General features: G+C 56.2%; 23 protein-coding genes. 14 read left to right on the forward strand and 9 right to left on the reverse strand.

The annotated features are described in order from the left end of the window. Positions 1 to 41 precede the first annotated feature (41 nt). Positions 42 to 575 (reverse strand): GNAT family N-acetyltransferase, encoded by a 534-nt coding sequence (locus ACOI6Z_RS22470; protein ID WP_032454780.1) that lies wholly within the window; start codon positions 573 to 575, stop codon positions 42 to 44. 32 nt (positions 576 to 607) lie between these two features. Here ACOI6Z_RS22470 and ACOI6Z_RS22475 point away from each other — a divergent pair, with 32 nt between their 5' ends. From ACOI6Z_RS22475 to ACOI6Z_RS22515, 9 genes are all read left to right on the forward strand, one after another. Continuing rightward, entirely contained in the window at positions 608 to 1,438 is an 831-nt protein-coding gene (locus ACOI6Z_RS22475; RefSeq protein ID WP_032454781.1) for a GNAT family N-acetyltransferase, read from the forward strand. Positions 1,439 to 1,537: 99 nt separating this feature from the next. Continuing rightward, complete coding sequence (locus ACOI6Z_RS22480) at positions 1,538 to 4,303, forward strand: sigma 54-interacting transcriptional regulator (RefSeq protein ID WP_044525294.1); 2,766 nt, start codon at positions 1,538 to 1,540, stop codon at positions 4,301 to 4,303. Between the two features lie 99 nt (positions 4,304 to 4,402). Next, entirely contained in the window at positions 4,403 to 4,825 is a 423-nt protein-coding gene (locus ACOI6Z_RS22485; protein ID WP_064155480.1) for a PTS sugar transporter subunit IIA, read from the forward strand. A gap of 14 nt (positions 4,826 to 4,839) precedes the next feature. Then, on the forward strand, positions 4,840 to 5,310 hold the full coding sequence (locus ACOI6Z_RS22490; RefSeq protein ID WP_023319678.1) for a PTS sugar transporter subunit IIB: 471 nt from the start codon (positions 4,840 to 4,842) through the stop codon (positions 5,308 to 5,310). A 16-nt stretch (positions 5,311 to 5,326) separates the two neighbouring features. Beyond that, positions 5,327 to 6,106 (forward strand): PTS mannose/fructose/sorbose/N-acetylgalactosamine transporter subunit IIC, encoded by a 780-nt coding sequence (locus ACOI6Z_RS22495; RefSeq protein ID WP_023291868.1) that lies wholly within the window; start codon positions 5,327 to 5,329, stop codon positions 6,104 to 6,106. Beyond that, positions 6,084 to 6,935, forward strand: a complete 852-nt coding sequence (locus ACOI6Z_RS22500; RefSeq protein WP_065812854.1) for a PTS system mannose/fructose/sorbose family transporter subunit IID — start codon at positions 6,084 to 6,086, stop codon at positions 6,933 to 6,935. The genes ACOI6Z_RS22495 and ACOI6Z_RS22500 overlap by 23 nt, the downstream gene beginning before the upstream one ends. A 12-nt stretch (positions 6,936 to 6,947) precedes the next feature. Then, complete coding sequence (locus ACOI6Z_RS22505) at positions 6,948 to 8,009, forward strand: SIS domain-containing protein (RefSeq protein ID WP_065812855.1); 1,062 nt, start codon at positions 6,948 to 6,950, stop codon at positions 8,007 to 8,009. A gap of 17 nt (positions 8,010 to 8,026) precedes the next feature. Next, on the forward strand, positions 8,027 to 9,037 hold the full coding sequence (locus tag ACOI6Z_RS22510; RefSeq protein ID WP_065812856.1) for an SIS domain-containing protein: 1,011 nt from the start codon (positions 8,027 to 8,029) through the stop codon (positions 9,035 to 9,037). A 133-nt stretch (positions 9,038 to 9,170) separates the two neighbouring features. Continuing rightward, the gene (locus tag ACOI6Z_RS22515; protein ID WP_074423641.1) at positions 9,171 to 10,115 is read left to right on the forward strand and encodes an Rpn family recombination-promoting nuclease/putative transposase; all 945 of its coding nucleotides are present in this window, start codon (positions 9,171 to 9,173) and stop codon (positions 10,113 to 10,115) included. A gap of 54 nt (positions 10,116 to 10,169) precedes the next feature. Here ACOI6Z_RS22515 and opgB read toward each other — a convergent pair whose 3' ends face one another. The 6 genes from opgB to ACOI6Z_RS22545 form a co-directional block, all read right to left on the reverse strand. Continuing rightward, positions 10,170 to 12,461, reverse strand: a complete 2,292-nt coding sequence (gene opgB / locus ACOI6Z_RS22520) for a phosphatidylglycerol--membrane-oligosaccharide glycerophosphotransferase (protein WP_023291873.1) — start codon at positions 12,459 to 12,461, stop codon at positions 10,170 to 10,172. Between the two features lie 257 nt (positions 12,462 to 12,718). Then, complete coding sequence (locus ACOI6Z_RS22525) at positions 12,719 to 13,213, reverse strand: DUF2501 domain-containing protein (RefSeq protein ID WP_023291874.1); 495 nt, start codon at positions 13,211 to 13,213, stop codon at positions 12,719 to 12,721. Between the two features lie 65 nt (positions 13,214 to 13,278). Beyond that, positions 13,279 to 14,016: a DNA replication protein DnaC gene (dnaC, locus tag ACOI6Z_RS22530; protein ID WP_025999144.1), complete on the reverse strand. Its 738-nt coding sequence runs from the start codon at positions 14,014 to 14,016 to the stop codon at positions 13,279 to 13,281. Positions 14,017 to 14,018: 2 nt separating this feature from the next. Continuing rightward, positions 14,019 to 14,558, reverse strand: a complete 540-nt coding sequence (gene dnaT, locus ACOI6Z_RS22535; protein WP_032454787.1) for a primosomal protein DnaT — start codon at positions 14,556 to 14,558, stop codon at positions 14,019 to 14,021. Between the two features lie 102 nt (positions 14,559 to 14,660). Further along, complete coding sequence (locus tag ACOI6Z_RS22540) at positions 14,661 to 15,134, reverse strand: threonine/serine exporter (RefSeq protein WP_004886472.1); 474 nt, start codon at positions 15,132 to 15,134, stop codon at positions 14,661 to 14,663. Next, a complete protein-coding gene (locus tag ACOI6Z_RS22545; RefSeq protein ID WP_004886474.1) occupies positions 15,125 to 15,901 on the reverse strand; it encodes a threonine/serine ThrE exporter family protein in 777 nt (258 codons plus the stop codon). Before ACOI6Z_RS22545 ends, ACOI6Z_RS22540 begins: the two co-directional genes overlap by 10 nt. Positions 15,902 to 16,181: 280 nt before the next feature. On the opposite strand from ACOI6Z_RS22545, the gene pobA reads away from it, so the two are divergent. The 4 genes from pobA (at position 16,182) to bglJ (ending at position 19,885) form a co-directional block, all read left to right on the forward strand. Then, positions 16,182 to 17,366 carry a 4-hydroxybenzoate 3-monooxygenase gene (pobA, locus tag ACOI6Z_RS22550; protein WP_060591487.1) on the forward strand — a complete coding sequence of 395 codons (1,185 nt, stop codon included), beginning with the start codon at positions 16,182 to 16,184 and terminating at the stop codon, positions 17,364 to 17,366. A 16-nt stretch (positions 17,367 to 17,382) separates the two neighbouring features. Continuing rightward, positions 17,383 to 18,264, forward strand: a complete 882-nt coding sequence (locus ACOI6Z_RS22555) for a helix-turn-helix domain-containing protein (RefSeq protein WP_023291878.1) — start codon at positions 17,383 to 17,385, stop codon at positions 18,262 to 18,264. A 263-nt stretch (positions 18,265 to 18,527) separates the two neighbouring features. Continuing rightward, positions 18,528 to 19,250: a helix-turn-helix transcriptional regulator gene (locus tag ACOI6Z_RS22560; RefSeq protein WP_044525327.1), complete on the forward strand. Its 723-nt coding sequence runs from the start codon at positions 18,528 to 18,530 to the stop codon at positions 19,248 to 19,250. Next, positions 19,211 to 19,885, forward strand: coding sequence for a DNA-binding transcriptional activator BglJ (gene bglJ, locus ACOI6Z_RS22565; RefSeq protein ID WP_032454790.1), 675 nt, complete (start codon positions 19,211 to 19,213; stop codon positions 19,883 to 19,885). The genes ACOI6Z_RS22560 and bglJ overlap by 40 nt, the downstream gene beginning before the upstream one ends. Positions 19,886 to 19,890: 5 nt before the next feature. Here bglJ and ACOI6Z_RS22570 read toward each other — a convergent pair whose 3' ends face one another. Further along, positions 19,891 to 20,349: a YbaK/EbsC family protein gene (locus ACOI6Z_RS22570; protein WP_023291881.1), complete on the reverse strand. Its 459-nt coding sequence runs from the start codon at positions 20,347 to 20,349 to the stop codon at positions 19,891 to 19,893. A 333-nt stretch (positions 20,350 to 20,682) separates the two neighbouring features. Here ACOI6Z_RS22570 and ACOI6Z_RS22575 point away from each other — a divergent pair, with 333 nt between their 5' ends. Continuing rightward, on the forward strand, positions 20,683 to 22,026 hold the full coding sequence (locus tag ACOI6Z_RS22575) for a PTS cellobiose transporter subunit IIC (RefSeq protein ID WP_002887650.1): 1,344 nt from the start codon (positions 20,683 to 20,685) through the stop codon (positions 22,024 to 22,026). 50 nt (positions 22,027 to 22,076) lie between these two features. Here the strand turns inward: ACOI6Z_RS22575 and fhuF are convergent, their stop codons facing one another. Further along, complete coding sequence (gene fhuF, locus ACOI6Z_RS22580) at positions 22,077 to 22,865, reverse strand: siderophore-iron reductase FhuF (RefSeq protein ID WP_023291882.1); 789 nt, start codon at positions 22,863 to 22,865, stop codon at positions 22,077 to 22,079. Positions 22,866 to 22,890 lie beyond the last annotated feature (25 nt).

Genomic DNA, 22,890 nt, shown 5'->3' on the forward strand with positions numbered 1-22,890 from the left:
TACTTTGTACCATATATCGCCGCTAAATTCAGCGCTGGCGTCTACAACGCCAGGCGCATGGCGCAGCGCGTCTCCGGCGGCAGTCCGTGCCGGGTCTCCTGTTCTCTTTTCGCCGCCAGCCCGGCGGGCAGGGTAAGCTCATCGAGTATGGCGAATCCCAGGCGGGTATAAAACGGCGCATTCCACGGCACTTCGCGGAAGGTGGTGAGGGTCACCGCCGGGTAAGCCATTTGCCGGGCGCGCTCGATAACCTGCTCCAGCAGCATCCGCCCGATGCCCTGATGCTGCCAGGCCTGGTGGACGGCGATTTCGGCGATAAATAAGGCATCGTCGAGCGGTTCGGTAAGAATAAAACCAACCGGCTGCCCGGCGGCCACCGCCAGCAGACTATGTTCCGTTTCCAGATAATCATGATGGCGCGCAACGCTAATCACCTCGCTGTCCGCCAGCCAGGCGAGAGCGGGGATCTGACGAAATGCCTGAGCGGCGGAACGTTCAATGGCCGGCAGAAGGGCGATATCACTCTCCTCGGTCAGGCGTAATCCGGCGCCGGCAGTTATAGTGTTAGTTTTCATCACCTGAGCATAGCAGCCTTCGGGAGAAAAATATGGAGCTGACCGCCGTTCCCGCCACGCAGTTCAGCAGCGTGCAGTTAACGGATATTCTTAACGCCTGTTTTGAAGCCTATCTGGTACCGGTGACCCAGTCGGTGGAGGGATTTGTTCAGCGCTTTAGCGCCGAGGGGATGAGCCTGATCGATTCCCGCGTCTGGCTGGCCGGAGATGAACCGGCGGCGATCGCGATCGTCGCGCGTCGGGGGAATATGGCTCGCCTGGCGGCCTTTGCCCTGCGCCCGGCCTGGCGCGGCAAAGGTCTTGGGCGGAAATTGATGCAGGAGCTGCTGACGCTTCTGCAGCAGCAGGAGATCGAGACGGTTTCCCTGGAGGTGATCCGCGATAACCACGCGGCCGTCGCGCTGTATCAGTCGTTAGGCTTTACGCGGCGCTATGGTCTCTGCGGCTACCTGAGCGCAGAGCCTCTGGCTGCGGCGCCTGGCGTGTTACAGCCTTATCCGATCCTGGCACTGCTTCGACGCGCCGTTGAGGAGAGTAACAGTCAGCTCCCCTGGCTGATGGATCCGCTTACCTTCGCCACCCTGCCATGCCGCGTCGTGACCCTGGAACAGCGCGCCTTCGCGGTACTGAGCACCTCGGGCTCACGGCCTGTACTGCAGTTTTTATGGGTGGAACCCGCCGCCCGTCGCCAGGGGCTGGCGCAAGCGCTGCTGATGGCGCTGGCGCAGCAGTTCCCGGGGATCGGCACGTCGGTGACGGTTCCGGAAACCTTTACGCCGCTGTTTGCCGCGGCGGGGTATGCGCCGCTATCGCTGCAGCAGTATGAAATGACGATGGAGTGTGCCGCAGCGAAGTCCGCTTAGGCGGGAGTGTGCGCTGGGCCGCAAAAAACAGCACGGGGCGTCGATAACCCTCTCTTTTGCCGCATCATATCTCTTCGTAATGGCAACGAGGGGGATGTAATGCGTAAAACGGAACTGTTGGCTTTTTTGCAAAATCAGACCGATTTTTTCGATCCGGATAACCTGAGCGACGTTTTTACCGCCAGCTGGCTGGCTCAGCGTTTCGCGATGCAAAGAAATACCGCCAGCCACTATCTCAATCAGCTGGTCGCCCAGGACGTGCTGGTGAAGATCAACACCCGGCCGGTCTATTTTCTGCATAAAAAAGCCTTCTGCCAGCAGTTCTTCCCCCTTTCCCGCAGCGAGTACGCCAGCATGGCGGAGCTGCTCGCGGAGAGTGACCGCCAGCCGGAACAGGCGGACCATTTTTCGTTGCTGACCGGGCATGACGGCAGCCTGCGTAAACCGATTGAGCAGATGAAAACCGCGCTGTTTTATCCCAACGGCGGCCTGCCGTTACTGATCGTCGGCGACAGCGGAACCGGCAAAAGCTATATGGCGGAGCTGATGCACGAGTTCGCGATCGCCCAGGGCCTGCTGGCGCCCGATGCGCCCTTTGTCAGCTTCAACTGCGCGCAATATGCCAGTAACCCGGAGCTGCTGGCCGCCAACCTGTTTGGCTATGTCAAAGGCGCGTTTACCGGCGCGCAGAGCGATAAAGCCGGGGCGTTCGAGGCGGCAAACGGCGGGATGCTGTTTCTCGACGAGGTCCATCGACTGGATGCTCAGGGGCAGGAGAAGCTCTTCACCTGGCTGGACCGCAAGGAGATCTACCGGGTGGGAGAGACCGCCCATGGCCTGCCGATTTCCCTGCGGCTGGTGTTTGCCACCACCGAAGATATTCACAGCACGTTTCTGACCACCTTTCTTCGTCGTATTCCGATCCTGGTCAGCTTGCCCGATCTTCAACAGCGTAGCCGCGAGGAGAAGGAGGCGCTAACGCTGCAGTTTTTCTGGCAGGAGGCGCGAACGCTTGCCGCCAGGCTGCAGCTCACGCCGCGGCTTTTGCAGGTTCTGACGCAGTACGTTTATCGAGGCAACGTCGGCGAGCTGAAGAATGTGGTGAAGTACGCCGTTGCATCGGCCTGGGCCAGGTCTCCAGGCAGCGAGATGCTGACCGTGACGCTGCACGATCTGCCGGAAAATATCATGGCGGCGACGCCGGCGCTCAGTGAAGCCATGGGCCAGAAGGAGCCGCTGCTTATCGAGCCGCAGACCAGCCTGGTCTGGCTGCTGCGGGCGCGCGATCCGGTTCAGGGGCTGATCCATGACGTTCAGTGTCGGATTCTGGCGCTGTATGAAGCAGTGCTAAATAAAAAAACGGTCTGGGAAGAGGCGCAAAGAAGCATGGGGGAGGAGATTGAAACCCTCTTCGATCGGCTGATCTTTGATAACCAGGATGCCAGTAGCTCGCAGATGTTGCTGCTGATCGCCCATCAGGTGCGGGAGGAGTATTATCGCCTGGAAAAACGCTTCAATATCCAGTTTAACGGCAACTGTCTCTACGCCCTGAGCCACTACCTGATCCATCGCTCCCGTCAGGCGGCGTCCACGATGAGCAATGAGAAAATCCGTCTGCTGGCGGATTTTCTGGCAAACAAATTCCCGCTGCTGTATCGCTTTTGCGAAGCGATCCTCGACGCGCTGGCGTTGAAGCTGGATATTGAGCCCCGGCGTATTGACCTGCTGTTGCTGGTGCTATGGTTCCAGAAAAACGGCGCAATCAGCCAGCAGCAGGTGACCCGCGCGATTATTCTCGCTCACGGTTACGCCACCGCCAGCAGCATCGCCAGCGTGGCGAACCGCTTGCTGAAAAGCCCGCTGTTTGAGTCATTCGACATGCCGCTCGACGTGACGCCGGAGGCTATCGCTAATCAGGTGATGGCGTATATTGAGCGCCATGCGCTGGCGTCAGGGCTGATCATTCTGGTCGATATGGGATCGCTGAACGCTATTCACAGCCATTTTAATCGTCGCCTGAATACGCCGGTGGCGATTATTAACAATGTCTCCACCGGCATGGCGATGTACGTCGGGGAGCGGATTTTACACGGCGATATGCTGGAAGATATCGTCCGCGAGATCGGCGACGATCTGGCGGTTGAGCACCAGCTCTATTACCCGCAGACCGATAAACCGCGGGCGATTTTGACCACCTGCGCCACCGGCCTGGGCGCTGCGGCGAACCTTTCGGCGCTGTTAAAAGCCAGCATCCCTGAAGCGCTCGGCGTTGATATTGTGGCCTGCGATGTGGAGACCCTGGCCGACCCCGCGCGGCGGGAGCCGATGCTCAGCCGCTACGACGTGCTGGCGATCGTCGGCACCCTCGATCCGCATCTTGCCGATCTCCCGTGGATCTCGCTGGATTCGCTGATCTCGGGGGAGGGAAGCCGCCCGCTAATGCGTATCTTCGGCGAACTGGCGACAGCGGAGCAGGTCAGCGAGATCAACAACCTGATCCTGAAAAACTTCTCGCTGCGGCGGGTGATCGAGTCGGTGACGATCCTCGATACCGCGAAGGTGATCAACCAGGTTGAGCAGTTTTTGCTGCGCTATGAGCATTTGGCCGGGTACGAGGTGCCCAACGAACGTAAGGTGGCGCTGTATGTGCATATCAGCTGTCTGATAGAGCGGTTAATTCGCCACGCTTCCCCAACCCATTATGCGGGAAGGCAGTGTCCGGAGCGCGAGCTGGCGACGCTGCGCGAGGCCTTTAGTGTCATAGAGAGTGGATATAGTGTCAAAATCCCCGCCGTAGAACTGTACTACATTCACGATATTCTGACGCGGGAAACGGAATTTATTCAGGAAGATCAAGAGTTTTAACGCTTCTCTCCCTTTTGTCCTTACGTTAGCCGACGCGCCACTGTTTCTGGCACGTCGGTTGCAATTAAGAAAGCAGTGGAATGCGCTTTCGAGGTAAGGATGAAACGACACTATATTTTTGCCAGCCACGGCACCTTTGCTAACGGTTTGTTGAACTCTGTGGAGCTGATCCTCGGTAAACAGCCGGATATTTATACTCTGTGCGCCTATGTGGAAGAGGAGGTCGATCTGACGCAGCAGGTGGAGGCGCTGCTGGCGCGTTTCCCGGCGCAGGATGAGCTGATAGTGATTACGGATATTTTCGCCGGTAGCGTGAATAATGAGTTTGTGCGTTTTTTATCGCGCCCGCACTTCCATTTATTGTCCGGGTTAAATCTACCATTAATTATTGATCTGCTTATTTCTGCAGCGGAAGAGAATACCGAAAAATTAATTTCTGAAGCATTAATCAACGCCAAAGAGAGCATTCAGTACTGCAATCAGACTATTGCCGGGGCGATGACTATGGATAAAGACTTCTGAAATGAGGATGCATGATGATTACGTTATTAAGGGTTGACCATCGATTACTTCACGGCCAGGTAGCCTTTTCCTGGACCCAATATGTCGGCGCCGATTGTATTTTAATCGCCAACGACAGTGTCCCTGAGGATGAACTGCGGAAAACCACCATTAAGCTAGCTAAACCACCCTCGGTGAAGCTGGTGATTAAAAATATAAATGACTCAATTGAGGCGATAAAAAGCGGGGTTACCGATAAATATAATTTATTTATTGTTGTGGAATCGGTCAATGACGCCTGGCGTATTGCCAGCGCCGTCGAGGAAATTAAAAGTATTAATCTCGGCGGAATTAAAGCCAAAGAGGGCAGTAAAAATATCTCTAAGGCGATTAATTTATTGCCGGAGGAAATAGAGCAGTTGCAACAACTGGTGGGCAAAGGCGTCGAGGTGGAGATTCGCCAGGTCCCGAACGATCGCAAACAGCTTTTTACGGAATGCGTGTGATTCCGGAGGACAGATTATGGTAGAGGCTCTCTTACTGGGTCTGGTGGCGTTTATCGCGCAATCGGAATATGCCTTAGGGACGTCGCTGATTTCCCGGCCTATCGTCACCGGGCTACTGACCGGTCTGGTGCTGGGGGATGTGCAGACCGGCGTCATTATGGGCGCGACGCTGGAGCTGGCGTTTATCGGTTCGTTCTCCGTTGGCGCCTCGATCCCGCCCGACGTGGTGACCGGCGGTATTCTCGGCGTGGCGTTCGCCATCACCTCCGGCGCGGGCACGGAAACGGCGCTGTTGCTCGGCCTGCCTATCGCCACCCTGACCCTGATCCTGAAAAACGTTTATCTGGGGATGTTTATTCCGCTGCTCAGCCAGAAAGCGGACGGCTATGCGGAACGGGCGGATACGCGCGGCATTGAGCGGATGCATCTGATTGCCGGATTCGGCCTGTCGCTGATGCTTGCCACGGTGGTGACCGTCTCATTCCTGGTGGGCAGCAACGCGGTGAAATCCCTGCTCGATACGATCCCGGAATTTATTAAACACGGACTCAGCGTGGCCACCGGGATCATTCCGGCTCTCGGCTTCGCGATGCTCGCCAGGTTGCTGATTAACAAGAAGGTGGCGCCGTACTTTTTCCTCGGCTTTGTACTGATGGCCTATTTGAAAATCCCGGTGACCGGTATCGCCATTCTCGGCGCCATCGTGGCGGTGGTGATGGTTAATGTCACCGCATTGAGCGCACCTCGTACCACGACAGAACAAGGAGTCAGCGATGACGACGAAGATGATTTCTGAAGAGACCCTGCAGCCGCAGGAGCAGGAAGAAGCGCGAATTACGCCGCGTGATTTACGCCGGGTGTTCTGGCGCTCCTTCCAGATGGAGTTCTCGTGGAACTATGAGCGACAGATGAATCTCGCCTTTGTTTACGCGCTGATCCCGGTGCTGAAGAAGCTCTATCCGCGCAAAGAGGAGCTGGCCGGGGCGCTGAAACGCCATCTGGTGTTCTTCAATACCACGCCGCATATCGTCACCCTGCTGCTGGGGATCACGACGGCGATGGAGGAGAAAAACAGCCAGCAGAAAAATATGGATGCCAACGCGATTGATAACGTCAAAGCCTCGCTGATGGGGCCGCTGGCCGGGCTGGGAGACTCCTTCTTCTGGGGAACGCTGCGCCTGATCGCCACCGGCATCGGCACCAGCCTGGCGCTAAAGGGCAATATTCTCGGGCCGATCCTGTTTCTGCTGGTGTTTAACGTGCCGCACATTCTGGTGCGCTGGTACTTTACCCGCTGGGGCTACGTGCTGGGCACCGGGGTGCTGCAGCGGATCCAGAAGAGCGGAATGATGGAGAGCCTGACGTACGGGGCGTCGATTATCGGCCTGATGGTGGTCGGGGCGATGACCGCCTCAATGATCGATATCACCATCCCTGTCTCCTTCGGGGCCGGGGAGGCCAAAACTCAGGTGCAGGACATCATCAACGACATTCTGCCCTGCATGCTGCCGCTGGTGAGTTTCGGCATCGTCTACTGGCTGCTGGGGCGGAAGGTTAAACCGCTCTCTATTATCGGCGGAATGGCGCTGGTGGGCATTCTGGGTTCGTGGATCGGATTGTTTTAACGGGAGTGAGCTATGCGACCAACAATGATGACCTATATCAGCGAAGAGCCGGCCTGTCTGGCGCAGATCCTGCGCGACTACCGGCGCAAGCTGGCGGCGATTGAGACCTTCGCCCGCCAGCAGCCGGTGCGGCGTATTTTGCTGCTGGCGACCGGATCGTCGCTGAATGCCGCGCTTTGCGCGCGCTATTTCTTTGAACAACGCTTTGACGTGCTGGTGGACATTAAAGAGCCGTACAACTTTACCCATTACGAAACTATCGACCCGCATACCGATCTGGTGGTGGCGATTTCACAGAGCGGAAAAAGCGCGTCGACGCTGGAGGCGATGCGTAAGGTACAGGCCTCAGGACTGCCGGTATTTGCCCTGACCTCCGACCCGCAAAGCCCGACCGGGCGGGCCTGCGATGGCGTTCTGGATATCAATACCGGGATCGAGAGCGTAGGGTTTGTCACCCGCGGCTTTAGCGCGACAGTGCTCAATCTGCTGCTGATAGCGCTGATGATTGCTCGCAGCCAGGGGAAGGCCAGTGAAGCCGAGGAGCAGCACTATCTTGCCGAATTCCAGCGACTGGCGGCGGCGATCCCGGAGGTCATCGCCCGCACTTCGCGCTTTATCGACCGGCATAGCGAAACGCTGCGGCGCGGCGAGCGCTTTGTCGCCACCGGCTATGGCGCGCTGGTTGGCGTGGCGAAAGAGTTCGAAACCAAATTTACCGAGACGGTGCGGGTACCTTCCAGCGGCTTTGAGCTGGAAGCCTATATGCACGGCCCCTATCTGGAAGCCAATGCCCGCCATGTGATGCTGTTTATGGAAGACTCGCCGGATGCGCGAACCCGGGCGCTGCGCGACTATATGGCGCCGTCCATTGCCCAGGCCTTTACGCTGACGCTGGGGGACGAAGAGGATGAACAAACGCTGGCGCTTAACTGCCCGTGCGAGCATCACCTGGCGCCGCTGCTGCTGATTGTCTCAGTGCAGATGCTGGCCTGGCATACCGCCGGGCTAAAAGGCATCGATCTGGCGATACGTATTTTCGACGATTTTGACCGCGTATTAAAAAGTAAAATCTGATTATTCAGGAGAAAACTATGTTGGGTTTTAATCAGGACGAGTACCTGACCAGTGCTCGCGAGATCATCGCTGCGCGTAAACAGGCGGAAACCGTGGCCGACGCTATTTATGACAGCGGCTGCAGCGCGTTATTTTTCGCCTCGGTAGGCGGTTCTTTAGCTCCGATGATGGCAATTAATGAGTTTGCCAAAGAATTAACCAGCGTGCCGGTTTATCTTGAGCAGGCGGCGGAATTAATTCATCGCGGGCATAAAAAATTAAATAAAGAGGCGGTGGTGGTGACGTTATCCAAATCCGGCGATACCAAAGAGTCGGTGGCCATTGCCGAATGGTGCAAGGCGCAGGGGATACGCGTGGTAGCCATTACCCGTCATGCCGATTCGCCATTGGCTGCCGCCGCCAGCTGGCATATTCCGATGTGCCACAAAAATGGCGTGGAATATGAATATATGCTGCTGTACTGGTTATTCTTCCGTGTCATTTATCGTCACGGCGAGTTTGCGGATTATGCGCGTTTTGCCAGCCAGCTCGAGTTGCTGCCGGAAAATCTTCTGCAGGCCAAACGCCAGTTCGATCCCCAGGCGGACAGCATTGCCGCGCAGTACCATGACAGCGGCTATATGATGTGGATTGGCGGCGCGGAAATGTGGGGTGAGGTCTACCTGTTCTCGATGTGTATTCTCGAAGAGATGCAGTGGAAGCGGACCAAGTCGGTAAGCTCGGCTGAATTTTTCCACGGCACTCTGGAGCTGCTGGAAAAAGAGGTCCCGCTGTTTCTGGTGAAGGGCGAGGGGAAATGCCGGACGCTGGACGAGCGCGTCGAACGCTTTGCCGAAAAGATAACTGACCATCTGGTGGTGATCGACCCGCGCGACTATCCGCTGAACGGCATTGATGATGCGTTCCGCTGGATTATGGCGCCGTGCGTGGTGTCTACTCTGTTGGTGGACCGGCTGGCGGCCCACTTTGAGCACCATACCGGCCACGACCTGAATATCCGCCGTTATTATCGGCAGTTTGATTACTAAATCTTGCCTATGGCGGCCAGTCAGACTGGCCGCTCCGCTATTCTCCGAGGCGCTTCCCAGAAAATCATCGTTAAAACCAACCGGTTAAAAACCGGTGGTAGAGTCCGGCTTTCCTTCTCTTTCAGGCAAGCGGATGGCCATGAAAAAACGAATAACCGCCACGCCGCATGATGCGGTGTTTAAACGATTTCTTCGCCACCCGGAGACGGCGAATGATTTTCTCATGCTCTATCTTCCCGAAGCGATCCGCCAGCGGTGCGATTTCGCTACTCTGAGGCTGCAACCGGCGAGCTTTATCGATGAGGATCTACGCGCCTGGTATTCGGACGTGCTGTGGTCGGTGCAAACCACCTGCGGGGCGGGATATATTTACGTGGTGATAGAGCATCAGAGCTCGCCGGATAATCATATGGCTTTTCGTCTAATGCGCTATGCGATTGCCGCGATGCAGCGACACCTCGACGCCGGGCACAAAACGCTGCCGCTGGTGGTGCCGATGCTTTTTTATCATGGCGCAACCAGTCCGTATCCTTTTTCCCTCAACTGGCTGGATGAATTTGCCGACCCGCAGCTGGCGAAGAGGCTGTACGGCAGTCAGTTTCCATTGATCGACGTCACGGTCATGCCGGACGATGAAATCGTGCAGCATCGGCGGGTCGCCCTGCTGGAGCTGATGCAAAAGCATATTCGCCAGCGCGATCTCAGCGGCATAACGGAGTCGTTGGCGGCCGTGGTGATGCTGGGATACACTAATCCCCGGCAGTTGAGAATGCTGTTTCACTATATGCTGCAGTACGGTAACACGGCCGAGCCGGGCGTGTTTCTCCGCCGGCTGGCCCGCCGTCTGCCACAGTATGAGGAGACATTGATGTCTATCGCGCAAAAGCTTAAGCAGGAAGGTCGGCATGAGGGCCGACAGGAGGGGCGCCTGGAAGGGCGCCTTGAGGGCTTACAGGAAGGGAGCCGGCGTGAGGCGCTGCGCATTGCCGGCAGCATGTTACAGAATGGCCTCGACAAAGAGACGGTACAGAAAATTACCGGACTGTCGGCTGACGACCTCAAGCCGCTGTATTGTTAACACCCTGCCACGGAAACCGTTGCCCGGCGCCAATATCCGCCGGGCAAGGTGGCTTTAACCTTCGCTTTTCACCACTTTGATCTCCACCATACCGATCCCCAGCTGACGCGGGGAGTGGCCGAGGATATTGCCCTCGTTGGTGGACTGCGGGTCCGGCGGAGTGATGGTCAGCGTATTGCTGCGCGTTGGGTTGTCGAAATGCAGCGTCGTGGTGGTCACATCATTGACCAGTGTAAGTACTTGCTCACTTTGACCAACCCGCACCGGGATCGGCTTATTGGCATTGGGACCGTAGGCTTTGGCGGTGATCACCAGATCAAATTTCTCCGGCAGCGGCTCTTTATATTCAATCTTCACGTCGCTGCCCAGCTGGGCATTGGACCACCGACCCCAGGACTCGGGGCGCGAAATGCCGCTAAACTGTTTCACCTCTTCCGGCGCGCCGGCAACGTTAAACACAAAGCTGTCGGCCTTATAGCGAATATCGTTGTCGACAACTTTCAGCGTATCGACGTTGCCCTTATAGCGCTCCATATCGATAAGGGTGTCCCTGAAGGCGGTCTTACCTTGCCACTGTGGCTTATCAACGTGCTGGACCTTCTGCTCACCCCCCAGCTGTCCCTGCGAGACGCACCAGTCGGTGGAGAGCGCCAGCTCAGGAGACCACAGCTGGCCCATTTTATAGCAGCGATCGACCCACACGAAATTATCCCGCGGCGCGAAATCGGCCAGCTGGAAGCGCAGCGGCGCCGAGTATTCGCTCTCCGGCAGCGGTTCAACGCGCTGGTTCGACACCCGGAGCAGCAGCGGCAGACGGAAATGGCTGCCGGAGAAGGCGATCATGTTCTTCTGCGAGTCGATGGTGAAGTTTTTCATCTCTTTCGGGAAGTTCCACAGGCGGATTACGTCGGGTTTCCAGGCCAGGACCTTCTCTTTCATATTCATGAAAATACCGGAGAGCGACTGGCCAGAGAGACTGCTGCGCCCGAGGCCGATATAGTTATCGCCACCGAGAATATCCAGCACCGTCGCGCCGTTATCCATGGTGTTGCGTTTCACCGCCAGGGTCTCCTGCTGCGGCCGATCGCCGCGCAGGACAAAGAACAAATTGCTGCGATCGTGCTTGTTGAGGTAATCCCAGGCGCTGTTCTTCATGGCCAGGTGATCGGAAGAGACCACGATGACCGTGTTTTTGAAATAGGGAGAGGCTTTGATCTTCTCGATCAGCGCGGCGATATGTTCCTGGCTGCAGCTAACGGCGCTGAAGGAGAGGTTTTTCTTGCCGTCCACGTCATAGCGTTTACGCTCGCAGGTACGCGAGATAAAGCCGTCGGGATGGTGAGTGTCCACCGTCAGGGCGAACAGTGAAAAGCGTTTTCCGGACTGCGACAGTTCTTCGAATTTTTTCCACGTCTCGTCGAGTACCGTGTCGTCATAGAAGCCCCAGTCGTTGCGGTAGGTTGGATCGGCTACCGTGGTTTTGAGCTCTTCCGCCCCGAACAGGTGATCGAAGCCGTGGGATTTGAGAAACACGTCTTTGCCGGCAAAGCGCAGGTTAGCTCCCTGCACAAAATAGTTTTCGTAACCGGAGTTTTTCAGGATATCGCCAAGGCAGATATTCTGCGGAAAGAAACTGGAGACCGAGGCCGAAGCGTTGCCTTCAAACGGGGCAAACAGCGGAATGCCACACTGTGATGCGACCATGCCGGCGATGGTGTAATCGGTCCCCGGCAGCTGCATCGTATTGCTGAAATCAATGCCCTCATCTTTTATTCTGCCAAGCTCAGGGGTGAGGTTGGGGAAAGCATCGTTATCAAAATAGGTGCGCTCAAGGCTTTCGCCATAGATATAGACCAGATTCAGCTGCGGATTGTCGATACGCTTCGACGGTTCTTTGTAGTACGCCGCAAAGTCCGGATCTCCTTCCCGCGACTGCGATTTCACCAGCTCGCTGATTTGATGGAAGGCCGGGCTGGCGTCGACCGAAGCCAGCGCCAGCAGCAGCGCCGCCAGGCTGTAGCCGACGTGATGAGGATGATGCCGACGGCGGCGCAGAACCCACCCCAGGGCGCCAAAGACGGCAACCAGCGCGACGGCCACGCCGACGCCCGGCAGAATGTATTTGCCGATCCCGGCGCCGGTCAGGCTGTTGGTCAGAGTGTAGAGTACCGCGTCGTTGATGCCGTCGCCGGTAAAGTAGTCGCTGGCGTAGAGGGTGATATTCAGCACCACGAACAGACCTAACACCGTGAGCGTGGCGGCAAACCACCAGGTGTTACGACCCGCTTTCCAGGCATAAAGCACCACCGAAGCTAAAAATAAGGCGATGGATAACAACTCTGACACAGCTCATCCTCATTAACGCCAGTTATCGGCTGGCAGAACAGATTACTTTTCAAGCCACACTGTAATTGCAGCGCCATCTTGCTGCAATTCTAGCGTCATGAAAGTGTGCAGTTATTCAGAATTGGTTTAGAAGTTGCCTTTTTTGATCGGCGTCGCAACGGGCGGGGCGGGGAAGTGCAAGGAGAAAAAGGCGAAAAAAGCCGTTTCAGGCCGCGCTGCCGTCGCGAAGGCGACAAACGCGGCATTGGCCCTCTGCGTCAGGAGAGAAAGTTAACGCCCTGTTTTAAGACCAGATCGCAGGCTTTGGTTTTCACCTGTTTCGCCAGCGAACTGTTGCCGAGGGTATTCAGGTCAAGCTGCTGGCCATTATTGCTGTTGAGCAGCCCCTGTAGGCCATCAAGATAGCTGGTGTCCTGTTTTTGTTTTTCCGGCGTGCTGAGCCCCAGCTTATCCAGCACCTGGTTTTTGACGTTATCAGCGCTGGTCGCCGAGGCGAGCTTCTGTTTGGCGCAATATGACATGATCCCGGCGGCGTTATTCATGCTGCTGGCGGTCAGCGACTGGCTGCTGCCGTTGAGCAGGCTGGTCAGAGAGGAGATGGACATTCCGCCGCCGCTGGCCTGAGTGCTGCTGCCGCTGAGCTGGCTGGCGGCGCTGTTGAGAGAATCCTGCCAGGAGGCGGCGTGGGCGCCGGAGAGGGTAAATGCGCTGAGGGTAAGCGCGGCAAGTAAGCCATTTTTTAACGATTTCATAGACGGACTCATAAGCGTGACTGAAGAATCGCTTTAGTATAACGCCGTCGTCGTCCGGAAATCTCTTAATACTCCTTGCCGGTGACGCGGTGCCGGTAACTTTCCCAGTTGAAGATAACCCACAGGCTGTTGCCCAGGCGCATACGGTCCATCACCCGTTCGCCGAGCAGCTTATTCATCTCTTCCATATTACTGTTGGTCAGCATACCGGTGGGCCGTTTGGATGAAGATCGGCGGTCAACGATCTGATTGATAATGACCTTTTCATAGCGAGACTCTGTCTGCATACCAATTTCATCAATGACCAGAAGATCGACCTTGCTGAGGTCGCTCAGTAACTGCTCTTCGCTCGTCTCCCGGTTGCCGAAAGTATCTTTCATCGCCGACATAATATCGGCCACGGTGATGATTAAGACCGACTTCCCGCGCAGCAGCAGTTCGTTGCAGATAGCCGCCGCGAGGTGGTTTTTGCCGGTGCCCGGTTTGCCGGAGAAGATAAAGCTGGCGATATTGCCATCGAACTCCTCCACGTACTGACGCGCGCGGGCGAGGGCGTTCATCTGCCCCTCGCACTCGACGCGATAGTTATCAAAGGAGCAGTTCTGATGAAGGGGGCGGATCCCCGAGCGGTTAAAGGTGCGCTGCATTTTCATCGCGCGGTTCTCCCGCTCCAGCGCTTCGGAACGCAGCTTGCCTTGCTCTTTTTGCCAGGCCAGCAGCTCTTCGCCGGTTTTAAACGCCGGTTCGATATGAGCCGGCATCATTTTCTGCAGGCGCTTCATCAGATCGCCAACGTTTTTCATGCTCATCCTCGGAAACCTCGCGGAATATGACTGTCGGGTTCGCTAACGCTGTTCACATCGCGCTTCGGCTGCCCGCCGTTGCTGGCGCGGCTGATTTGCACGCTGCGAGCCAGTTTCTGCTGCCACTGCACGTGGTGAAACACTTTACCTTCCGCCTGCCAGTAAGCGACGAAAGCGGCCAGCTCTTCCGGGGTGACCGGCTGGCTCAGCGCGATGCCCCACAGCGCGGCCAGACGCTGAAAGTCGGCGTCCGGCTGCCAGGCCGCATACATGGCAAATTTGCCCATCGGCACCGCAACCGGCGCCGCGGCGGGCTCGTCGAAAAACTGCGGGTCAAGCGCGATGTCGCTGCCGGGGCGCGCCAGCCTGGCTTCCAGCTCCAGCAGCTGCGCCAGCCGGGCTGGGGTCAGCGCATAGAACGCCGGGGCGTTGTTGGCAAAAACGGCGACGGTGCCGTCAGTCGATTTCGCCAGCAGCGCCGCGTGCTGCTGGAGGAACTCTTCCAGGCCGCTAAAATGGGAGGTTAAAATTCGCGAAGACATAACTCTATCTCAACTCTGAACTGCAAAGAGTGGGGTGATCTGCACATAGTAGCACAGAGCCCGTCGCGGAAGGAGCGTCGCGGCTCTGCCGCGACGCCGGGGTTAGACGCGAGGGCGCTTACGATACAGCCACAGACCGGGTATCGACAGGCCAATGGAGAGGGCGCCCACGATCGAAGAGGCCTTTAAAAAATTGCTCAGCAGCAAAATCATCATCTCTTCAGAATAGCCAAAATGGCTGATTTTTACCGCGGAGATCATCGCGGTGTAAGCGGAAATACCGGGAAACATCGGGATCACGGCGGCGACGGTAAAAATCTTCGGATGCGCCAGATACCAGCGCGACCACTGGATGCCGATGCAGCCCACCAGCAGGGCGGCGAGAAACGTGGCCCATTCAATGTTAAAACCAGCGCTCATCATGACCATGCGCGAACCATGGCCGATGGCTCCCAGCAGCGCGCACCAGCGCAGGGCGCGCTGCGGGACATTAAAGACCATCGCAAACCCGACGGCAGGGATCGCCGCCAGCAGCATGTCTTCCGCCAGCGCGAAAATAAACGAAATTATGCCCATCCCCGCAGCCCCCATACGGTCATTGCCATCACTACGCCAATGCAGGTGGCAAGGGTTAACAGGCTGGCGATCGCCCAGCGGGCGAGGCCAGTATTTATATGCCCTTTAAACATATCGGCGACGGCATTGATCAGCGGAAAGCCCGGGACCAGCAGCAGGACGCTGGCGGCCATGGCAATGGTCGGGGTGCTGGCAAAGGTCGGGAGGCGCAGCAGCAGCCCGGAGATCGTGGTGGCCACAAAGGCGGTGATGCAGAAGTTGATCTGCGGATGCATAGAACGGTGGGTCAGCACCTGGCGAATGTACATGGCCACCGTGCTGGCGCAGAAGCTGACCAGCGCTCCATCCCAGCCGCCGTTATTCAGTTTACAGAAACAAGCGCAGGAGAGGCCCACCATGATCACCAGCAACCAGCGGGGATAGCGCAGGGGCCTAATCTGCGCGAAGCGCTTCTCGACGTCGCGATAGTCCAGCAGTTTATGCTCGGCGAGGATCACGATATGCTGCACTTCCGTCACCACATGCATATTAATGCCGCGGTCGACATTCTTACGCGTTGAGGTAAGACATTCGCCATCCTTAATGGTGGTCAGGACGATAGCGTTGGAGGAGATGGCGCTTTCGACGCTGTCCATCCCCAGCGCCAGCCCGAGACGCGTTGAAAGCTCTTCCACCAGCGCGCTTTCGGCGCCGTGCTGTAACAAAAAAAGACCACACTGGATGCATAATCGTGTGATTGCCCGCTGCTGTGCCCGATCAACCTGCATATTTCCTCTGCTGTCCGCGACGCCTGGTATCTGCCGATACTTTAACCTGAAGCGCCGGGGCGGCTGAGGGGGGTGGGATCAAATAATGTGCAAAAATCTCCCGTCCGCCGGGGTGGCGGAATTTGAAGCGTCCCACACTTTTGCCAGTTTGGTGAAAAGTGCAATTTTTGTCGCCATTCATCCCTTCTTTTTCCCGTCTGACTTATCAAAAATGCAGGAAAGCACTTTTATTAAACAAAAATTATACAAATAATTAACCCTGCAAAAGTGAGACAATCCTATGAAAACACAGGTCGCGATTATTGGCGCTGGCCCTTCCGGGCTGCTGCTGGGGCAGCTACTGCACAACGCCGGGATCCACACGGTCATTCTTGAGCGTCAAACGCCGCAGTATGTGCTGGGGCGCATCCGTGCGGGAATTCTGGAAAGCGGTACCGTCGATCTGCTCCGTGAAGCGGGCGTGGCGCAGCGGATGGATGTCGAAGGCCTGGTGCATCATGGGGTGGAGTTTCTCTTTGACGGCCAGCGGGTGCCCGTCTCACTGAGCGAGCTGACCGACGGCAAGAGCGTGATGGTTTACGGCCAGACTGAAGTGACCCGCGATCTGATGACTGCCCGGGCCGCCAGCGACGCGCCGATCGTGTACGGCGTCAGCGAAGTGACTATCCATGACGCAAAAAGCGACCGGCCGACGATCACCTATCTTAGCGAAGGTGAATTCTGCCGCCTGGAGTGTGACTTTATCGCCGGTTGCGACGGGTTCCATGGCGTGTCGCGGCAAAGTATTCCCGCTGACATCCTCAAGACTTACGAGAGCGTCTGGCCGTTCGGCTGGTTAGGCCTGCTGGCGGATACGCCGCCGGTCAATCCGGAGCTGATCTATGCGCATCATCAGCGGGGATTTGTTTTATGTAGTCAGCGCTCACTTACTCGCAGCCGCTACTATCTGCAGGTTCCGCTGAGCGATAAGGTGGAGGACTGGTCGGACGAACGCTTCTGGCAGGAGTTGAAATGCCGATTGCCGGAGGATCTGTCATCAAAGTTAGTGACTGGTCACTCACTTGAGAAAAGTATCGCTCCCTTGCGCAGCTTCGTCGTGGAGCCAATGCAATATGGGCGATTGTTCCTGGTGGGGGATGCCGCGCATATCGTACCGCCGACCGGCGCTAAAGGGTTGAACCTGGCGGCATCGGACGTGAACTATCTGTGGCGGATCCTGCGTGAATACTACCATCACGGCCGGAGCGATCTGCTGGCGACCTATTCGCGACTGGCGCTGGATCGGGTCTGGAAAGGGGAACGCTTTAGCTGGTTCATGACCCGCCTGCTGCACGATTTTCCGCAGCAGAGCGAGTTCGACGCCAAAATGCAGGCGGCCGATCGCCGCTACTATCTGGGCTCGCGCGCCGGGCTGACCACTATCGCGGAAAACTACGTGGGCCTGCCCATGGAACGTGTCGTCTGACTGAACAGGAGTCACTATGCCGCCCGTCCAAACTGTTCCGGTATTTAAGCTGTATGGCGAGGAGCGCGGCTGGCCGACGCCGGACCTGCTGCACTGCGAGTCGATTTTGCAGCGCAGCAGCCTGTATCAGTGGCATATTCGCGTCCACCAGCACGCCGAAATGGTCCAGCTCCTCTATTTGCATAAAGGTCGGGCGGAGATCGAAATTGAAGGCACCACCTCGGTGATGACGGAGTCCTGCATCCAGGTGGTGCCCGCCCTCTGCATTCATGGCTTTCATTTCTCACCCGGAACGCACGGATTTGTGCTCTCCCTGGCGCTACCGCTGCTGAGCCGCTTTGAAAATCAGTTCGGCCGACCGCTGGATGTGCTTAGCGTTGCGCAGTGTCTGCCGGTGGGGCGTTCCCGGGGGCGTATGCATACGCTGTTTTCAGCGCTTCGCGAGGAGTACAGTGCCGATCATGATGCCCGGGAAATGATGCTTTATTCGCTGCTGGGGACGCTGCTGGCCTGGTTGAACCGGCAGTGCCGCCCCGCACCGCCCGCGGAAGATAAAGCGGAGCGAAAGCGCAGTATGATGCGTCATTTTTCCCGGCTTATTGAGAGCCACTACCGACAGCACCTCCCGCTGGCGGAGTATGCGAAGTTGATTGGGCTGTCGGTCACGCATTTAAACTATTTATGTCGCGAGTTCTATGGCTGTAGCGCCCTTGGGGTATTGCATCAGCGACTGATGCTTGAGGCGCGGCGTAATCTGCAATACACCCGCATGACGATAACGCAACTCTCTGATTATTTGGGCTTTAGCGACGCCGCCTATTTTTCTCGCTTTTTCCGCCGCTATAGCGGTATGTCGCCTAAAGCATTTAGAGAAGCAATTAAAGAGAATGCTTCATAATGTTCATGCCTGAAATTATTTTTGCTAAATAATGGTTTTATCTTTTCTAATTTATTAGCGCAGGGCGTCTGTGCTAATATTCATCGCAAGTATACACAGGAATAATATTTACTTGATATGACCACGGTTCGGTCATGCAGTATATCGTGTACGCGGGCCATGAATATGCTTTTAATATTCATCCAGTAAATGGTATGGCGATCGAGTCACTCGCCGATCGTTTGCGGGCAAGCGAAGAAACTTCGACAGGAAGCGGAGGTGTTATGTTACCAGGACAAGGTAAGTTTGGCGTCGTTATTAGTAAAATCCCCGTCATGCAGTCAGGGTTAAAGGTGATCTTCAATGAGAACCTCCCGGATTACGAACTCAGTTTTTGTCGCACTCATGATGAGCTCACCCTTTTACAACTGCGGCGAGCGGTGCTGGTCGTTGCGGATATCTCCGGCGAGATTGCGCAGCCCCGGGCCGTCTGCGAGCGTTATTACTCCCTCATGACCCAGTATCGAGATATTCACTGGGTTTTTATGGTCAGCGACAGCCTCTATCCATTAGCCGTTGAGCTTTTAATTCGTCCCGAAAGTTCGCTGATCTCCGAGAACGAGCCGGTTGACCGGCTGATTGAGGTGATTTGCGCCGGTAGCCGTGCGGCTGAGCAGATTAGCCGTACGTTGTTTACCGGGGATGTGGACAGCGATTTCGCTAGCTACCACTCAGCGGCGATGCTGACCCTGTCAGAGCGGAAAGTTCTGCGCCTTCTGGCGAAGGGATGGGGAATTAACCAGATCGCCGCGCTGTTGAAAAAGAGTAATAAGACGATTAGCGCGCAGAAAAATAGCGCAATGCGTCGTTTATCGCTACGCAGCAACGCTGAAATGTATGCCTGGATCAACAGTGCGCAGGGAATGCAAGAGCTGAATATCAATTCAGCTTACGGGGAACAAATGGAATGGAAAAAAATAGCACAACCCGTCATGTCGCCATCGTAGAAAAATGTGTGATGACGGAAATGGCCTGGCGCTATACCTTTAGCCGTGAAGAGAGCAGCCAATACCGCATTCATTTTTTTAAAAATATCAATTTGCTCAGGGCGGTGGAAACGTCGTTCCCATGGTCAGCAATCATCTTTTCACTTTCGGGGAGTCGTTCGTCCAGAGCCGAGAGCCTGCTTTTTCTTCACGAAATGGCGAGGATCCGACCGGAAGTTCAAACGATTATTCTGGCTAATAATGAAAGCGAAATGCGTCTGATCGGCCATTTAATGCCGGCCTGCCTGCAGGGTATATTAAATAAATCCGCGCCGCGACGCGGATTGCAGGAGCATTTGTTACAGCTGCTGGATAATCATTCCCTCGCCGGCAAAGAGCACTTTTGCGGCAGAGAGGCATGCAACGATCCGCTAAGCCCGACGGAGCACGCCATTCTTCGGTATATGTCGTGGGGATATTCGCTTGCGGAAATTGCGGTGCAGCTGAACCGGAACATTAAAACCATCCGCGCGCATAAATTCAACGCCATGACCAAGCTCGGGGTTCGCTCTGACATTGGTTTATTAAACGCGGCGGATATCTTGCTGCATTTACCGATAAGCGGCCCGACCAGCGCCGTTAAACAGGTGGCATAACGCGGCTATATGCATACGTCTACCCATGTTGCATCGGTGAGCTGCGCCATTCGTTCTGGTTCAATGCGAACGGCGCTGTGAATAGCTCCCGCTGCGGGTAGCACCTCCTGATAGTGCCTGAGCGAGACGTCACAGAAGACGGCCAGCGGATTTTCCAGACCAAACGGGCACACGCCGCCAACCGGATGGCCGGTCCAGGTTACCACCTCGTCGCTGCTCAACATACGCGCTTTTGCGCCAAAGGTCTCTTTCAGCTTTTTATTATCCAGCCGCGCATCGCCCCTGGCGACGATCAGTACAATCTTATCTTTGATCTTGAGCGACAGCGTTTTGGCTATTTGTCCCGGCTCAACGTTGTGCGCGGCAGCGGCAAGCGCCACAGTGGCGGTACTCTGGTTTAACTCAATAATTTCGATATCGGGGGCGTGTTCGGCAAAAAACTGCCGTACAGACTGCAGACTCATTGGATTCTCCTGATTTAAGGCTGGTTAAATCTGTCACAAGCCTGGCGGAGTGTAAATATCAGCGCGGACAATCCAGATTCTTTCTATTTTGTCGATCTCCTTCACATTCACCGTAACCGGTTACAGTAACCGGTTGCGGTTATCTGCATTGAGATGAATACTGGAACAGTCACTTCTCCTTTTATTTATAACAAAAGAGCCGTGTATGAATCGTTGTGTTATGGGCAGTATAGCCGGTAATCCACCCGCGGCGTGCTGCATCAATAAGCGGTCATCGTAACGGCAGGGTAATCGTTGTTGGGCCAGTATCAATAGCCTGTCAGGAGGGCTACTATGTCTGCTAACCATGCTGCGTTTAATTTGATATTTCGCTTTGTAGAAAATTACATAAGCCCCATAGCAGGGCGGATCTCATCGCAGCGTCACGTCATGGCTATCCGTGACGGTTTTATCTCCGCGATGCCGTTTATGATCGTCGGATCGTTCCTGCTGGTGTTTGCTTATCCTCCTTTCTCCCCGGACACCACCTGGGGTTTTGCCCGCGCCTGGCTGGATCTGGCAAAAGAGTTTGAGGGGCGCATTCTGACCCCCTTTGATATGACGATGGGGATCATGTCGATCTACATCTGCGCGGCAATCTCTTACAACCTCGGTAAGCACTACGAGAAATCCAATCAGCTCGATCCCTTTATGTGCGCGATGCTGTCGATCATGGCCTTTTTACTGATTGCCGCGCCGAAGACGAATGGCACGCTGCCGGTGGACAGCCTTGGCGGAACAGGGATCTTTACCGCCATTCTGGTGGCGATCTACTGTGTGGAGATGATGCGTTTTCTCAAGGCGCATAATATCGGTATCCGTCTACCGGATCAGGTCCCACCGATGATCAAAAATTCCTTTGATCTGTTGATCCCGGTGCTGGTGGTTGTGCTGACGCTCTATCCGCTGAGCCTGTTTATTCAGCACCATTTTGACATGCTGATCCCGCAGGCCATTATGGCAATTTTCAAACCGCTGGTTTCGGCAGCCGATTCCCTGCCGGCGATCCTGCTGGCGGTCCTCATCGGCCACCTGCTGTGGTTTGCCGGGATCCACGGTGCGGCGATTGTTTCCGGGATGCTGCAGATGTTCTGGCTGACCAACCTCGGTATGAACCAGCAGGCGCTGGCCCAGGGCGCGCCTCTGCCGCATATTTTTATGGAGGCGTTCTGGACCTTTTTTATCGTGGTCGGAGGTTCCGGTGCCACCATGGGGCTGGTGTTCTGCTATCTGCGCAGCCGCTCAGCGCATTTGCGCTCCATTGGGCGTTTAAGCGTGGTGCCAAGCCTGTTTAACATTAACGAGCCGGTCATCTTTGGGACGCCTATCGTCATGAACCCGGTGTTCTTTATTCCGTTCCTGCTGGCGCCGATGGTGAATGCGGTGTTGGCCTGGGCGGCAATGAAGCTGGATCTGATTGGCCGCGTCATCTCCGTGGTACCGTGGACGGCGCCGGCGCCGATTGGCGGTGCCTGGGCGCTGGGCTGGGATTTCCGGGCGGCGATTCTGGTCATCGTTCTGGCCTGCGTGTCGGCGATTATCTACTTCCCGTTCTTTAAGGTGTATGAGAAGCAGCTGCTTGCTCAGGAAGCGGAAGAGGCTGAACGGGCGGAGCAGGAGAGTCAGCAGACCGCATAAATAGTGACCGGGCGGCCACAGGCCGCCCGTTGCTTATTGTAGACAGGGCGTTATTTTAACGTGCAGTCGCCGCACTGTTGGACGTCCGGCAGGCGATAGCGCTGGCAGCAGGTGCGTCGGACTAACTGTCCTTCACGCAGCACAACCGTTCGCCATAGTGGGTTATCCTGACCATCGGCGAGTTGTTTTTCGAAGAAACAGTGCTGGCGCAGGGCGGCAAGCTGCTCATCCCCCAACAGCGCGCGCATTTCCCCAAGATACCAGTTAATCAGATAGCCAGTATTGCTCCAGATAAGTTTGCCATTGATCTCGCCCGTGGCTTCCAGCGCCTCAATAACCGGCTGCAGGGTGCGCGTCACCAGGGCATCCATTCGCGACAGCGGTGACAGTCTCTCAATACCGGCATCGCTATGGACATCAATCCAGAAACAGGCCGCCCTGCCGCTTTCGTGAAATTCGACGTGGAAATGTTCCGGCGCCAGGCTGAGACCCTGTGGTTCATTGAGCAACGCCAGCATCAGCGGCGGCACCAGCAGACCGATATACCATTGCGCCCAGAGCGAGAGCAGAGGTTTTGCTTCCCGTGTCAGCGTTGGCTGATGACGATAGATATGATCGGAATAAGTGGCCAGCAGGGAGCGTAAGGCGGTGGGTCGCGACCACTCGGCAAGCGTCAAAGCGTGCCCTGGAGCGGATTCATCCAGGCGCAGGAAATCGAGCAGATGGGGGCGAAGGGTGGCGATTTTTTCCCGAATACTCTCCGCCAGGGCGCGCTCAGCCGTCGGCAAAGGGGCCCGCCAGATAAGTTCATCGCTGAGAGGAAGGGAACGCCAGGCCATTCGATTTCCAGATACAAATCTAAAT

This window comes from Klebsiella sp. C239 (assembly GCF_048822715.1).
In the GTDB taxonomy this organism is placed as follows: Bacteria; Pseudomonadota; Gammaproteobacteria; order Enterobacterales; family Enterobacteriaceae; genus Klebsiella; species Klebsiella quasipneumoniae.